Source organism: Bacteroides ovatus, assembly GCF_001314995.1.
GTDB lineage: Bacteria > Bacteroidota > Bacteroidia > Bacteroidales > Bacteroidaceae > Bacteroides > Bacteroides ovatus.
In genome coordinates, this window is record NZ_CP012938.1 from 2,133,221 (window position 1) to 2,147,428 (window position 14,208).

A 14,208-nucleotide genomic window follows, 5' to 3' on the forward strand; every position below is an offset into this window, starting at 1 on the left:
GCAAAGATAATGCAAACCGAGCGTAATAGGAAATAAAAGTTTATACTAAATGAAGAATATATTGTATCTTTGCACAGAGAAATAATTTCATTATGAAAAAGCGAATTACACAGGACGATTACGTTAAAGCGAATCGTAAAGCTAGCCGTGAGGCAGAAATTGAGATGTACGGACACCCTATTTGTCACAAACGAGTGCACCAGTCAAAGAAAGTATATAACCGCAGAAAGATAAAGGCAGCCGACAAAAAGCTGCCTTATTTTTTTGTCTTCAAAATAGCGTCACTATCCTCCAGACATAGCGACACTATACAATAGAAATGGCGTCACTATCATGATAGGATAGCGTCACTATATTTAGGGGATTAAAAAAGAAGTTTATCTATTTACCTATCTATCTAATAATCTATACAATCCGAGTTAATTCTCCGGTCGTAGAATCAATAATAAACCCGTAGACTGTCACATCTGAAGGGATCAAAGGATGACGCACAATAAAATCTACCGTTCCTCTCACCGACTTTTCTGTATCTTCGAAACCATCCAGCCACGAATGAAAGTCAACTCCGCAGAAACGCATCATATCAATATAATCCGGATTGATTCCGCGTGCTTTCATTTTTTCGAGCATTACTTCACTGTGCATGTGGCAAGCTCCACAGTCAGAATGAGCAATCACCATTATTTCCTCTACCCCCAACTCAAAAATAGCTACAAGTAAACTACGTATCACGCTACCGAAAGGATGGGAAATAACGCCACCTGCATTTTTTATCATTTTCACATCGCCATTCTTAATTCCTAATGCTGCTGGCAGCAAAGCAGTCAGTCGGGTATCCATACAGGAAAGAATAGCTATTTTCTTATCGGGATATTTATTGGTAATATACGATTCGTATCCCTTGTTCTCAACAAATTGCTTGTTGTAAGCTAAAATTTCTTCTAACATAGTTCCGCTTTTTAAAAGTTCTGTTCGATTACACAAAGATATAGAAAAAAGGGACATATCATCACGACATATCCCCTCTTTAATCTAAATTTAATCTGTAAGAGTACTAATACCCATTGTTTCCATATTCTTCTGCATTATCAATCTGACTCAAGAAGTTAAAAGAAATCGGACGCAAATAATGCTTGTTTTCATCAAAATTTTCAGCTGCACGAGGATTACCAACAGCAAGACGTTGTTTGAAAGAATCTTTGTGACGCTTCATCAATACCCAACGTTGATATTCTCCACATAATTCACGAGCATATTCGTCCATAACATCATTCTGTGTAGCATTACTCAATTTCATAGCATTGTAAGATGCATCATTGCGAGCGGCACGCTTTTTCAGTACATTTAAATATTCAGCAGCTTTTCCGCCATTTCCTAATTGTTGGTTAGCTTCAGCTGCAATCAGATATACTTCAGCCATACGCATAATGAACACATCACCTGTCTTACGTTGCAAATTGCTACTATATGAATCTTCCGACAACCAATTGTATTTGTTGAAACCAGGGTACATATTTTTGTCATTAGTAACTTTTATATCTGTTTTACGATATTGTCCGTTATCAAACAAATCATCAATATTGATTACATAATATCTACGTTTCGCTTTCTCCGCATCCGAAAGTCTTTCCTTTGATAAGTAGAAACAGATTCTATCATCATCTTCAGCTACAGGGTAAGGTATCACATAGGGGTTCTTCACTTCCTGCAATTTGGAAGGATCACCGCTATTTTCACCTTTCGGCCAAACCTTGGCTATCATTTTGGGCGCCCAAGTTCCATCATAATATGTATAATTCAAATCACCATAAGGATAAATATACTCATTATGGAATTTTGCATCCAATCCATAAGTATCGATTATATTTTGAGTAAGAATTGTAAATGAACTAATATTATCATTTACGCCATGTTTTGTTCCAATTTTTGGTTTTGTACCATCATCCAATGTCTGCTTCTTATTAGTAAATAAATAACTACCTCCTGACTGTACGGCAGAAAACTGTACAAAAGCCGTAGTAAAGGTTACTTCCCACCGCTTATCATAATCAGCATCAAAACAATCCAGCAAATATTTGGAAGGTGCCAACGTATTATTATTAGTACGTCCATACCAATAATTTTGATTATCCGGAGTAGGATAAATAGTGAGAGTATTTGGCTTTGGATACATATAAGTAAAGTTGTTATTACATTGTGTTCCAGCATTCCAGTTCTCCAAATTCGTAGCATCCGGACCGGCAGCAATAAATAAAGCTTCTTTATTATTTCGATTATTTGCCGGAGCCCAAACATCTTCCACATCATCATACAGACAGTCACCATACGCTAAAATCATGTCCTCTGCCACTTCTTTAGCACGTTGCCAATAAGATACTCCCTCTTCTGTCAGCCCATATTCGCCACCACCTTGAGCATAAACGCGAGCCAAAAGTCCTAACGCGGTTTTCTTAGTCACACGCGCACGATTATTATCATAAGGAGTATCTTCAAGATTATTGGCCGCAAATTTCAAATCATCAATTATCTGCGTATATAGTTCTTCAATAGAGTTACGCTGCGGAGTCAAAATAGGATCTTGAGACGATTCTTCCAATGTTAACGTTACATTCCCATACGTATTCACCAATATGGAATAATAAAACGCACGAAGACAGCGGGCTTCAGCCACTAAAGTCGTTATATCTTTTTCATTGCCATCCGTTAGTAATTCAGCCCTGTTTACTACTGCATTACAATTACCGATCATAGAATAAGCCTGACCGAATAATTTATTTGTAGCATTCGTATTCGTAGCTAAACCATCATAATAAATCACCTGCTTGGCATAATCCGGATTACCGGCAGGAGTTATCCAGCAGTCCGTACCACCTTCAGCCACAGACAAGAAATCATAGACACTGAATAACTGCCCGTAAAGTGATGAATAACAATAAGACTGTAATCCTTTAAGCCCATCGAACGTTGCAAGAATTTCATCTCCTGTTTTTTGGCTTGGATTATACTCATCAAGCGAGCAGGCAGACATTGAAGCCACAGCGAATGTAAGCGCTGCTATTTTATAGATTGTACTTTTCATTTCAATACTTTTTTTAGTGAAAAACTAGAATGTAACATTTACACCAAATACAAATTGTTTGGTCAATGGGTACTTCAGAGAACCATTCATTTCCGGATCATAGTCTTTCAGCAAATGGCTTTTCGCAAATACAAACGGATTTGTAATGGTAGCATAGAAACGACACTTCTCTATACCGGCTGATTTTAAGATAGATTTCGGCAGACTATATCCCAATGTAATGTTCTTAATCTTTATAAACGAACCGTCTACATAGCGTAATGCGTAATATCCCGTATATTGTTCGAGACCTTTATTAGCATTGGCGGCAGGAAAATCATTTGAAGGGTTGTTTTCAGTCCAATAATTGAAATAGGTCGGGAAGTTACGTATACCCTTCGGGTCATAAGACGTCAACATATCATAAGCAAACATCTGTCCGTAACGTGCATAAACAAACACACTTAAATCAAAGTCCTTCCAGGTAAAATTATTCTGGAATCCTAAAGACCAATCCGGAGAGTTGTGACCCAGAATTTGATAATCTGCATCACTTGGAGTATATTTATTATCAGAAGTGTAATAAATAACATTACCATTTTCATCCACAGCAGCACTACCCGTTTCTTCATCTATTTTATAGAATCTACCATCAGATTCTTTTACTAAATTAGGTATATTGATTTTCAAATCACCAGGTGCAGCACCAAATACCGCCGCATCAGTTTCCTCACCTTTTTGCCATACACCATCCAACTTATAATGATAATAAGAGTTAATAGCTTCTCCCAATGCCAATGCATAACCGGTGTCACCATTATTAAGCACATCTGAGTCTCCACCGGACAATTTGGTTATTTTCTCTTTATTATGATTGAAAGTTACACTTGAACTCCAAGTAAAGTTCTTTGTTATAATATTACGTGTATTAAGAGCCAACTCAAAACCTTTATTGCTAGTCTCACACATATTTAAATTAGTAGTATAATTCGCTTTAGGTCCGCCATCCGGGGAGAATGCTCCATTAATAACAGGAAGTGCCTTGTTCCATATAACATCTTTTGTTTTTGTATTATAATATTCCATACTGACATCAATGCGATTATTTAAGAATGCAGCGTCAATACCAATATTCGTGTTATACGACTTTTCCCATGTAAGCAAATAGTTCGGAATATTCTGTGAGAATTTATAAATCGGTGTCAGAACACCTCCTAATATCATATTTACAGCAGTAGCATCCAATGATGCAGCAGACGAATACGGATCAATCCCCGCTGTACTACCCGTAACACCATATCCGAAGCGAATTTTCAGATTACTCAACCAGTTAGTCGTACTCTCCATAAATTTTTCATCAGAGATTCTCCATCCCAAAGAAAAAGCCGGGAAAGTATCCCATTTATTACCTTCTGCCAGTCTGGAAGAGCCGTCATGGCGGACAGATGCAGCAAATAAATACCTACCCATATATGAATAGTTCAAACGGCCGACATATCCCATCCCCTTAGACATACTATAAGAAGTACTTCCCGAAGTTGAGGAATTACCATCAAGAATATTATGCCATAAGAATTTATTATCAGAAACACCTTTTTGATACAAAGTAGTGACATCGCTACGATTGTGGTTCCACGATGTAACTGCAGTAAGAGTTATATCATGCACTTTCTTAATCTGGAAATTATAAGTAAGTATATTTTCCCACTTATAATTATACGAACGGTTGTCCTTAACTTGTGCCTTAATGCCGTCTGCCGTTTGATTTGCCTTATACCATTGAACAGACCCCTCTCCTGTGAAAGTGTTACTACGTGAATATCCCAAATTAGCACCAGCACGAGTAATAAAAGTCAGCCCTTTAAGAGGAGTGATTTCCAAGTAAGGATTAAAATAAACCTTAAGGTTTTGAGCCTGATTGCGGTACAAACTTTTATCCTCATTTAAAAGATAATTATATACTGTAGATGAAGGATCGGCAACAGGTTGCGGATTGATGCTTCCATCTTCATTATACAAGGATCCAAGAGGATTTGACGCCATCAAAGTCTGTAAATCAGAATCAGCTTTATTTTGATGTACATAAGACAGTTGAGCATCAATGCCCACCTTCATCCACTTTTTAATCTTATGATCTACCCGGATTTTAGATGAATAAAGTTTATAACTATCTTGTGCAAACTGCCCATCCTCATTAGAGAAGTTCAGAGAAAAATATGCCTTTGTCTTTTCCGTTCCACCAGCCACAGAAACAGAATAATTCTGTGTTACACTGGTTTTCAACAAAGCATCCACCCAATCTATATATTGGCCATTTTGATGTGCATTCCATTCAGCATCAGTAGTAAACAGATTTTTATCATCAGCAACCGAGCTCCAACGTCCATCGCCAGCACCAACAGATGCATCTCTCAAGGTTTGTATATAACTTTCTCCACTACGCATCTCCGGAGTCCTTGACCAGCCGTTTACACCTACGTATGCATTAAAATTAACAATTGCTTTGCCTTCCTTACCACCTTTAGTAGTAATTAAAATAACACCGTTCGCACCACTTGAACCATAAATAGCTGTCGAAGAAGCATCTTTTAAAACTTCAATGCTTTCAATATCATTCGGATTCAATGTAGAATAATCCCCCGGCATACCATCAATTATAAATAAAGGATTTCCGGAATCCTTCTGGAATGACCGGTTACCACGCAACTGCATCTTTACTCCCGAACCGGCCTGTCCCGATTCACGCGTAATATCCAATCCTGCCACCTTACCTTGTAAAGCCTGCATCGGATTTGAACTTGGATTCATCACTACATCTTCACTTTTTACAGAAGTGATAGCTCCTGTCAAATCGCGTTTTTTCATCGTACCGTAACCCACAACAACTACTTCATCCAATGCCTGTGTGTCCGAAACCATTTTCACATTGACCGGTCCGTTGCCCGTCACAGTCACCGTTTGTTCTTTGTAACCGATATAAGAAATGACCAGTTCTTTTCTTCCCGCCGGAAGATCGATAGAGAAGTTACCGTTAAAATCGGTAATCGTACCTGTACTTGTTCCTTTCACAACGATAGAAACTCCAATCAGCGGCTCCCCGCTTTCATCGATGATAGTTCCTTTCACAGTTTTCGTTTGTGTGACAACTTGCACCATAGTATTAGAAACTCCATCTTCTGCATAAACAGCGTATGACAGAGGGGCAGCCAATAAAGACAACCCTAAAATCATGGAAGCGCGTCTATGATGATTCTTCCATGCTTCAACAAATGCATTACATCTCATTCGTTCTAATTTAAAGTTAATATTAATTCTCGTTGTTTTGCAAAAACTATTCGATTATAATCTTAATTAAAGACGAATCTAATTTTAATACGTACTCACTTTTCATACCATATTTCTTCTATAAAATATATTTTCTCCATTAAATACGCAACTATATATTATACTTTACTTCAAGCAGCTCCAACAAATTCTTTGTTTTGTTGTTGAATAAAGAATAAAAAGTGTAAATTTGTACCTAGATGCCACTGAAACTAACAACATATTATCATGGGAAGGATATTCCTGAATTGCCGGGAAAAAATACCTTCCATTCCAAAGAGTTATTTCTGATTTATGAAGCAACTCCTGGGTATACTCCTTTATTAATAGTGGCAACAGAAGACGGCAGACCTGTGGCACGCCTGCTTGCTGCCATCCGCAAAGCGAAAAAGTGGCTTCCCTCCTCTTTAGTGAAACATTGCGTAGTATATAGCGAAGGTGAATTTCTAGATGAGTCGCTTTCGACCAACAAAGAAAAGGCAGAAGAAGTCTTTGGCGATATGCTCGAACATCTCACACAAGAAGCATCGCGTAGCTGTGTCCTGATCGAATTCCGGAACCTCAATAATTCGATGTTCGGTTACCGGGTTTTCCGTGCCAATGATTATTTCCCTGTCAACTGGCTGCGGGTACGCAATTCGCTGCACAGTATGAAAAAGACGGAAGACCGGTTCAGCCCGTCACGCATCCGTCAGATAAAAAAAGGACTCAAGAATGGAGCCAAAGTAGAGGAAGCACATACCGTGGAAGAAATACACGATTTCTCACGGATGCTGCACAAGGTTTATTCCTCCCGCATACGCAGATATTTCCCTGCCAACGACTTTTTCCGTCACATGAACGATATGCTAATCAAAGGACAACAGGCAAAAATATTCGTAGTAAAATACAAAGAGAAAATCATTGGCGGTTCCGTCTGTATCTACTCGGGAGATGACGCGTACCTTTGGTTTTCCGGAGGAATGAAAAAGACATACGCACTTCAGTATCCGGGAGTGCTGGCCGTTTGGAAGGCATTGGAAGACGCCCACCAACGGGGATTCCGTCACATGGAATTTATGGATGTAGGACTTCCGTTCCGCAAACACGGTTATCGTGATTTCGTTCTCCGATTTGGAGGAAAGCAAAGCAGTACCCGCCGCTGGTTCCGTGTCAATTGGAATTGGCTGAACAAACTCTTAGTCAAATTTTATGTCTAAATGTAATCTCAAGATTGCAAAACGACTCTTCATGCTCCTTCCCTACCATTTTTTCTGTTTAATAATCCAATAATTAAATGCAGAAATATTTCTTTATTAGGTAAGAAATGTCTTTCTTTGTGCTGTTTTATGCCATATAAGCACATGATTAAAACCAAATAAAAAAAGTATAGTTATGAAGATTTCACACATTGAACATCTGGGCATTGCTGTAAAAAGCATCGAAGAAGCCCTTCCTTACTACGAAAATGTATTAGGTCTGAAGTGTTACAACATTGAAACAGTGGAAGATCAGAAAGTAAGAACTGCTTTTTTAAAAGTAGGCGAAACCAAAATTGAACTGTTGGAGCCGACTTGCCCGGAGAGTACTATTGCCAAATTCATTGAAAACAAAGGTGCAGGTGTTCATCATGTAGCCTTTGCTGTAGAAGATGGCGTAGCCAATGCTTTGGCAGAAGCAGAAAGCAAAGAAATCCGCCTTATCGACAAAGCTCCCCGCAAAGGTGCCGAAGGTTTGAATATTGCTTTCCTTCACCCGAAATCAACTTTGGGCGTGTTGACAGAACTCTGCGAACATTAATCATAAACTCTAAAACCAACAAGAACTCATGAGTAATCAACTTGAAAAAATTAAAGAGCTTATTGAACGCCGTGCCGTAGCACGTATCGGAGGCGGCGAAAAAGCAATTGCGAAGCAACATGAAAAAGGGAAATACACAGCACGCGAGCGTTTGGCTATGCTGCTTGACGAGGGTAGCTTCGAAGAAATGGACATGTTCGTTGAGCACAGATGCACGAACTTCGGAATGGAGAAAAAACATTATCCGGGAGACGGTGTAGTAACCGGCTGCGGTACAATCGAAGGACGTCTGGTATATGTGTTCGCACAGGACTTCACTGTTTCTGCCGGTTCACTGTCAGAAACAATGTCATTGAAGATTTGTAAAATTATGGATCAGGCCATGAAGATGGGTGCTCCTTGTATCGGTATCAACGACTCGGGTGGTGCACGTATCCAGGAAGGTATCAACGCTTTGGCAGGTTATGCAGAAATCTTCCAACGCAACATCCTTGCTTCAGGTGTTATTCCGCAGATTTCCGGTATCTTCGGTCCTTGTGCCGGTGGTGCTGTTTATTCTCCGGCTCTGACCGACTTTACACTGATGATGGAAGGCACTTCTTATATGTTCCTCACCGGACCGAAAGTGGTGAAGACCGTTACAGGTGAAGACGTTAGCCAGGAAAACCTCGGTGGCGCAAGCGTTCACTCCACTAAATCGGGTGTGACTCATTTCACCGCCCAAACAGAAGAAGAAGGTTTCGAACTGATTCGCAAACTGTTGAGCTATATTCCTCAAAACAACCTCGAAGAAGCTCCTTATGTAGATTGCACAGACCCAATCGACCGTCTGGAAGATTCTTTGAACGATATTATCCCCGACAGCCCTACTAAACCGTATGACATGTACGAAGTGATCGGCGCTATTGTGGACAACGGTGAATTCCTTGAAATCCAGAAAGATTATGCAAAGAATATCATCATCGGTTTCGCCCGCTTCAACGGCCAATCGGTAGGTATCGTTGCTAATCAGCCTAAGTATCTGGCTGGTGTGCTCGACAGCAACGCATCTCGTAAAGGCGCACGTTTTGTTCGTTTCTGCGATGCATTCAATATTCCTATCGTATCGTTGGTAGACGTACCGGGATTCCTTCCGGGAACAGGTCAGGAATACAATGGCGTTATCCTTCATGGTGCTAAACTGTTGTATGCTTACGGTGAAGCTACTGTGCCTAAGGTTACTATCACATTGCGTAAATCTTACGGTGGTTCTCACATCGTAATGAGCTGTAAGCAACTTCGCGGTGACATGAACTACGCATGGCCTACTGCCGAAATCGCAGTAATGGGTGGTGCAGGAGCAGTAGAAGTATTGTACGCACGCGAAGCCAAAGATCAGGAAAACCCTGCTCAATTCCTTGCAGAGAAAGAAGCAGAATACACGAAACTGTTCGCCAATCCTTACAATGCAGCTAAATATGGCTACATTGACGATGTGATTGAACCACGCAACACACGTTTCCGTGTGATCCGAGCTTTGCAGCAGTTGCAGACTAAGAAATTGAGTAATCCGGCTAAGAAGCATGGTAATATTCCGTTGTAATCCTACTTTTCACATTAAAACAAGAACGATTATGAACAAAACCAAAATCGGAATATTCCTTTCTTTGCTGTTGCTGATTGGTCTGACTTCTTGTGGAGAGCAAAAGTCGAACAATAAGCTGGTGCTAAACGAAATCCTGATAGACAATCAGAGTAATTTTCAGGACGATTACGGATTGCACAGCGCATGGATTGAAATATTCAATAAATCATTCGGTAGCGCCGACCTGGCAGCTTGCTTGCTGAAAGTAAGCAGCCAACCGGGCGATACAGTTACTTATTTTATCCCGAAAGGTGATATACTCACCTTAGTGAAACCACGCCAACATGCACTATTCTGGGCAGATGGCGAACCTAACCGTGGTACTTTCCATACCAGCTTCAAGCTGAATCCGGAAACAGCTAATTGGGTGGGTCTGTTCGACTCCGGCAAAAAGTTGCTCGACCAGATTGTAGTGCCCGCAGGCACTCTCGGTCCCAATCAATCATACGCTCGTGTAAGCGACGGGGCAGCTGAATGGGAAGTAAAAAGTGGAAGCGGTGACAAATACGTGACTCCGAGCACCAACAACAAGACTCTTGACAGCAATTCCAAGATGGAAAAGTTTGAAGAACACGATGCTGATGGCGTTGGAATGTCCATTTCTGCCATGAGCGTAGTATTCTGCGGATTGATTCTTCTCTTTATTGCTTTTAAGATTGTAGGAAAAGTAGCTGTTAATTTGAGCAAGCGCAACGCTATGAAATCTAAAGGCATTGACAAGCATGAAGCTAAGGAACTGTCACAGGCTCCGGGCGAAGTATACGCTGCTATTTCTATGGCATTACACGAAATGCAGGATGAGGTGCACGACGTAGAAGAAACGGTGCTGACCATCACCCGCGTAAAACGCAGCTACTCACCATGGAGTTCGAAGATTTACACTTTGCGTGAAACTCCTCCCAGAAAGTAAGTCACCTTTTAAAAAGTAAAAACGATGAAAGAATATAAATATAAAATCAACGGTAACTCATATAAAGTAACCATCGGAGATATTGAAGACAACATCGCTCATGTAGAAGTGAACGGTACACACTATAAAGTAGAAATGGAGAAACAGCCGAAGCCTGTTGCGAAACCCGTGACAGTACGCCCGATGCCTAATGCTCCTGCTGCTCCTACTCAAGTAGTGAAACCGACCGCTCCGTCTACCGGAAAATCAGGAGTAAAATCTCCGCTGCCGGGTGTGATCCTCGACATCAAAGTGAATGTAGGCGATACTGTAAAGAAAGGACAGACCATTATCATATTGGAAGCCATGAAGATGGAAAACAATATCAATGCGGATAAGGACGGTAAGATTACTGCCATCAACGTCAACAAGGGAGACTCTGTTCTTGAAGGTAATGACCTCGTAATTATTGAATAATATGGGAGACTTTATAAACTTTTTAGGAAATAACCTAGCCGACTTCTGGACATACACAGGCTTTGCCAATGCTACGGTAGGGCATGTAGTCATGATTCTCGTTGGCTTGGTATTCATCTATTTGGCAATAGCCAAAGAGTTCGAACCGATGCTGCTGATTCCTATCGGTTTCGGTATATTGATCGGTAACATACCTTTTAATATGGATGCCGGGCTGAAAGTCGGTATTTATGAAGAAGGTTCTGTATTGAATATATTGTATCAGGGAGTGACCTCCGGCTGGTATCCGCCACTCATCTTTTTGGGTATCGGTGCCATGACGGACTTCTCGGCACTTATCTCTAATCCAAAATTGATGCTGATTGGTGCAGCTGCACAGTTCGGTATCTTCGGTGCATATATGATCGCATTGGAAATGGGTTTCGACCCAATGCAAGCCGGTGCTATCGGTATCATTGGTGGAGCAGACGGCCCGACGGCCATCTTCCTTTCTTCCAAGCTAGCACCTAACCTGATGGGAGCCATTGCGGTGTCCGCCTACTCCTATATGGCGTTGGTTCCGGTGATACAGCCGCCTATCATGCGTCTGCTCACCACCAAGAACGAACGTGTCATCCGCATGAAACCGCCGCGTGCCGTTTCTCACACGGAGAAGGTGATTTTCCCGATCATCGGTTTGTTGCTGACTTGTTTCCTGGTTCCTTCCGGTCTGCCTTTGCTGGGTATGCTGTTCTTCGGTAACCTGTTGAAAGAAAGTGGTGTAACCCGCCGTTTGGCTAATACTGCCAGTGGTCCGTTGATTGATACAATCACTATCCTGTTGGGTCTGACAGTAGGTGCTTCTACACAAGCATCCGAATTCCTGACGCTTGACTCTATCAAGATCTTTGCCCTCGGTGCATTGTCATTTGTTATTGCAACGGCATCTGGTGTCATCTTCGTTAAGATCTTCAATATCTTCCTGAAGAAGGGTAATAAGATCAATCCGTTGATCGGTAATGCAGGTGTTTCTGCTGTTCCCGACTCTGCACGTATCTCACAAGTGATTGGTTTGGAATATGATTCGACCAACTATTTGCTGATGCACGCTATGGGTCCGAACGTTGCCGGAGTGATCGGTTCAGCTGTTGCTGCCGGTATTCTGCTTGGATTCTTGATGTAAGAAACATTATATAATAGATAAGAACACCCGTGTTACATTCAGTTGTGACACGGGTGTTCTTTATTACAGCCATAGTGTTATCTTCTCTCCGTTCTGAAACGATTAAACGTCATAAAAAAGGCTGCTACCAGTGTTCAAACCGGAGCAGCCTCTTTCTTTTATTTATGGAATAATCCGGAGATTATTACTGTGCCAATTTGTTGTCAGAACCGAGCACGTTGATGATTTTGTGCTTGTACAGTTTTTCCATGTTGTCACGAGCCGGACCAAGATACTTACGTGGGTCGAATTCAGCCGGTTTTTCAGCGAATACCTTACGTATAGCAGCAGTCATAGCCAGACGAGAGTCAGAGTCGATGTTGATTTTGCAAACAGCAGACTTAGCAGCTTTACGCAATTCTTCTTCCGGAATGCCGATAGCAGCTTTCAGTGCACCACCATATTTGTTGATAGTTTCCACTTCTTCTTCCGGAACTGAAGATGATCCGTGAAGAACGATAGGGAATCCCGGAAGTTTTTCCATTACAGCGTCCAATACTTCGAAAGCCAATGGAGGAGGAACCATACGGCCAGTCTTCGGGTCGATGTGGCATTGTTCCGGAGTAAACTTGTAAGCACCGTGAGAAGTACCGATTGAGATAGCCAAAGAGTCGCAACCAGTGCGAGTAGCGAAGTCGATTACTTCTTCAGGGTCAGTATATGTGTGATGGTCGGAAGAAACTTCATCTTCTACACCAGCCAATACGCCAAGTTCACCTTCTACAGTTACGTCAAACTGGTGAGCGTATTCAACAACTTTCTTAGTCAATGCTACGTTTTCTTCGTAAGGAAGGTGAGAACCATCGATCATTACTGAAGAGAAACCAGAATCGATACAAGATTTGCAAGTTTCGAATGTATCTCCGTGGTCAAGGTGAAGAACGATTTCCGGATGTGCGCAGCCTAATTCTTTAGCATATTCTACAGCACCCTGTGCCATGTAACGCAACAAAGTAGCGTTAGCATACTGACGAGCACCTTTAGAAACCTGAAGAATCACAGGAGATTTAGTTTCAACAGCAGCCTTGATGATAGCCTGCATTTGTTCCATATTGTTGAAGTTGAATGCTGGGATAGCATATCCACCTTTGATAGCCTTAGCAAACATTTCTCTTGTGTTTACCAATCCTAAATCTTTGTAATTTACCATTTTGTTTAAAGTTTATTGTTAGTGAATAAAAATTCTACGCAAAAGTAAGCATTATCCATCGAATAACGAACATCGGAAAGAAAAATATAGTAGAAAAAGGTTTAAATCAGACTGCAAAATTTAGCAGGAATACGAGTGTGACATTAGATTGTAATGTCCACCTTGCAAACTTTGGGATTTATGATTTCTGAATTCTGATTGATGCCTTCGGATTTATATCTCCTTATTTATACCTTATTTATACCTCATTTTTCATTCATTTAATCACCAAAATCTGCATAGCAAATCAGAAATCATAAATTAGAAATCAGAAATTTTAGAAAACCTTTTTCTATTTCACAGAAAAGCATTATCTTTGCGCTCTGAAAATGACCATTACACTATTTCTTACCAAAATAGTAACAGAATATAAATTAAAAAAACAGATACTGAAATGAAAAAAGGCCTTCATCCAGAATCATACCGTCCGGTAGTATTTAAAGATATGTCAAATGGTGACATGTTTTTGTCTAGATCAACTGTAGCAACTAAAGAAACCATCGAATTCGAAGGTGAAACTTATCCGTTGCTGAAGATTGAAATCTCAAACACTTCTCACCCGTTCTATACAGGTAAATCTACATTGGTAGATACTGCAGGTCGTGTTGATAAGTTCATGAGCCGTTACGGTGACCGTAAGAAGAAATAATTCGATCTTTCGTGAAAG

General features: G+C 40.7%; 12 protein-coding genes. 8 read left to right on the forward strand and 4 right to left on the reverse strand.

Annotated features, from left to right (window positions below):
• The first annotated feature begins 92 nt into the window (after positions 1-92).
• Complete coding sequence (locus tag Bovatus_RS08595) at positions 93-317, forward strand: hypothetical protein (protein WP_004300876.1); 225 nt, start codon at positions 93-95, stop codon at positions 315-317.
• A gap of 88 nt (positions 318-405) precedes the next feature.
• Here Bovatus_RS08595 and Bovatus_RS08600 read toward each other — a convergent pair whose 3' ends face one another.
• From Bovatus_RS08600 to Bovatus_RS08610, 3 genes are all read right to left on the reverse strand, one after another.
• Positions 406-948 (reverse strand): beta-class carbonic anhydrase, encoded by a 543-nt coding sequence (locus Bovatus_RS08600; RefSeq protein ID WP_004300877.1) that lies wholly within the window; start codon positions 946-948, stop codon positions 406-408.
• 106 nt (positions 949-1,054) lie between these two features.
• Positions 1,055-3,079, reverse strand: a complete 2,025-nt coding sequence (locus Bovatus_RS08605; RefSeq protein WP_004300878.1) for a RagB/SusD family nutrient uptake outer membrane protein — start codon at positions 3,077-3,079, stop codon at positions 1,055-1,057.
• 24 nt (positions 3,080-3,103) lie between these two features.
• Positions 3,104-6,343 (reverse strand): SusC/RagA family TonB-linked outer membrane protein, encoded by a 3,240-nt coding sequence (locus Bovatus_RS08610; RefSeq protein WP_004300879.1) that lies wholly within the window; start codon positions 6,341-6,343, stop codon positions 3,104-3,106.
• A gap of 239 nt (positions 6,344-6,582) precedes the next feature.
• On the opposite strand from Bovatus_RS08610, the gene Bovatus_RS08615 reads away from it, so the two are divergent.
• The 6 genes from Bovatus_RS08615 to Bovatus_RS08640 all read left to right on the forward strand — a co-directional run bounded on the left by Bovatus_RS08615 (position 6,583) and on the right by Bovatus_RS08640 (position 12,313).
• A complete protein-coding gene (locus Bovatus_RS08615) occupies positions 6,583-7,581 on the forward strand; it encodes a GNAT family N-acetyltransferase (protein ID WP_004300880.1) in 999 nt (332 codons plus the stop codon).
• A gap of 175 nt (positions 7,582-7,756) precedes the next feature.
• Positions 7,757-8,161 (forward strand): methylmalonyl-CoA epimerase, encoded by a 405-nt coding sequence (gene mce / locus Bovatus_RS08620; RefSeq protein ID WP_002561104.1) that lies wholly within the window; start codon positions 7,757-7,759, stop codon positions 8,159-8,161.
• Positions 8,162-8,189: 28 nt separating this feature from the next.
• Complete coding sequence (locus Bovatus_RS08625; protein ID WP_004300890.1) at positions 8,190-9,743, forward strand: acyl-CoA carboxylase subunit beta; 1,554 nt, start codon at positions 8,190-8,192, stop codon at positions 9,741-9,743.
• Between the two features lie 31 nt (positions 9,744-9,774).
• The gene (locus Bovatus_RS08630) at positions 9,775-10,695 is read left to right on the forward strand and encodes an OadG family transporter subunit (protein ID WP_032851526.1); all 921 of its coding nucleotides are present in this window, start codon (positions 9,775-9,777) and stop codon (positions 10,693-10,695) included.
• A gap of 24 nt (positions 10,696-10,719) precedes the next feature.
• The gene (locus tag Bovatus_RS08635) at positions 10,720-11,151 is read left to right on the forward strand and encodes an acetyl-CoA carboxylase biotin carboxyl carrier protein (protein ID WP_004300895.1); all 432 of its coding nucleotides are present in this window, start codon (positions 10,720-10,722) and stop codon (positions 11,149-11,151) included.
• 1 nt (position 11,152) lies between these two features.
• Entirely contained in the window at positions 11,153-12,313 is a 1,161-nt protein-coding gene (locus Bovatus_RS08640) for a sodium ion-translocating decarboxylase subunit beta (RefSeq protein ID WP_004300899.1), read from the forward strand.
• Positions 12,314-12,497: 184 nt separating this feature from the next.
• Here the strand turns inward: Bovatus_RS08640 and Bovatus_RS08645 are convergent, their stop codons facing one another.
• Positions 12,498-13,502, reverse strand: a complete 1,005-nt coding sequence (locus tag Bovatus_RS08645) for a class II fructose-bisphosphate aldolase (RefSeq protein ID WP_004300904.1) — start codon at positions 13,500-13,502, stop codon at positions 12,498-12,500.
• A 433-nt stretch (positions 13,503-13,935) separates the two neighbouring features.
• On the opposite strand from Bovatus_RS08645, the gene Bovatus_RS08650 reads away from it, so the two are divergent.
• Positions 13,936-14,190, forward strand: a complete 255-nt coding sequence (locus tag Bovatus_RS08650) for a type B 50S ribosomal protein L31 (protein WP_004300906.1) — start codon at positions 13,936-13,938, stop codon at positions 14,188-14,190.
• Positions 14,191-14,208 lie beyond the last annotated feature (18 nt).

What these genes read in the sequence shown, in the direction of transcription:
- Bovatus_RS08610 (WP_004300879.1), bottom strand. Translation starts at nt 6,343, where the DNA reads ATGAGATGTAATGCATTTGTTGAAGCATGGAAGAATCATCATAGACGC.
- Bovatus_RS08635 (WP_004300895.1), top strand. Translation starts at nt 10,720, where the DNA reads ATGAAAGAATATAAATATAAAATCAACGGTAACTCATATAAAGTAACC.
- Bovatus_RS08615 (WP_004300880.1), top strand. Translation starts at nt 6,583, where the DNA reads ATGCCACTGAAACTAACAACATATTATCATGGGAAGGATATTCCTGAA.
- Bovatus_RS08595 (WP_004300876.1), top strand. Translation starts at nt 93, where the DNA reads ATGAAAAAGCGAATTACACAGGACGATTACGTTAAAGCGAATCGTAAA.
- Bovatus_RS08630 (WP_032851526.1), top strand. Translation starts at nt 9,775, where the DNA reads ATGAACAAAACCAAAATCGGAATATTCCTTTCTTTGCTGTTGCTGATT.
- Bovatus_RS08640 (WP_004300899.1), top strand. Translation starts at nt 11,153, where the DNA reads ATGGGAGACTTTATAAACTTTTTAGGAAATAACCTAGCCGACTTCTGG.
- Bovatus_RS08650 (WP_004300906.1), top strand. Translation starts at nt 13,936, where the DNA reads ATGAAAAAAGGCCTTCATCCAGAATCATACCGTCCGGTAGTATTTAAA.
- mce (WP_002561104.1), top strand. Translation starts at nt 7,757, where the DNA reads ATGAAGATTTCACACATTGAACATCTGGGCATTGCTGTAAAAAGCATC.
- Bovatus_RS08645 (WP_004300904.1), bottom strand. Translation starts at nt 13,502, where the DNA reads ATGGTAAATTACAAAGATTTAGGATTGGTAAACACAAGAGAAATGTTT.
- Bovatus_RS08600 (WP_004300877.1), bottom strand. Translation starts at nt 948, where the DNA reads ATGTTAGAAGAAATTTTAGCTTACAACAAGCAATTTGTTGAGAACAAG.
- Bovatus_RS08625 (WP_004300890.1), top strand. Translation starts at nt 8,190, where the DNA reads ATGAGTAATCAACTTGAAAAAATTAAAGAGCTTATTGAACGCCGTGCC.
- Bovatus_RS08605 (WP_004300878.1), bottom strand. Translation starts at nt 3,079, where the DNA reads ATGAAAAGTACAATCTATAAAATAGCAGCGCTTACATTCGCTGTGGCT.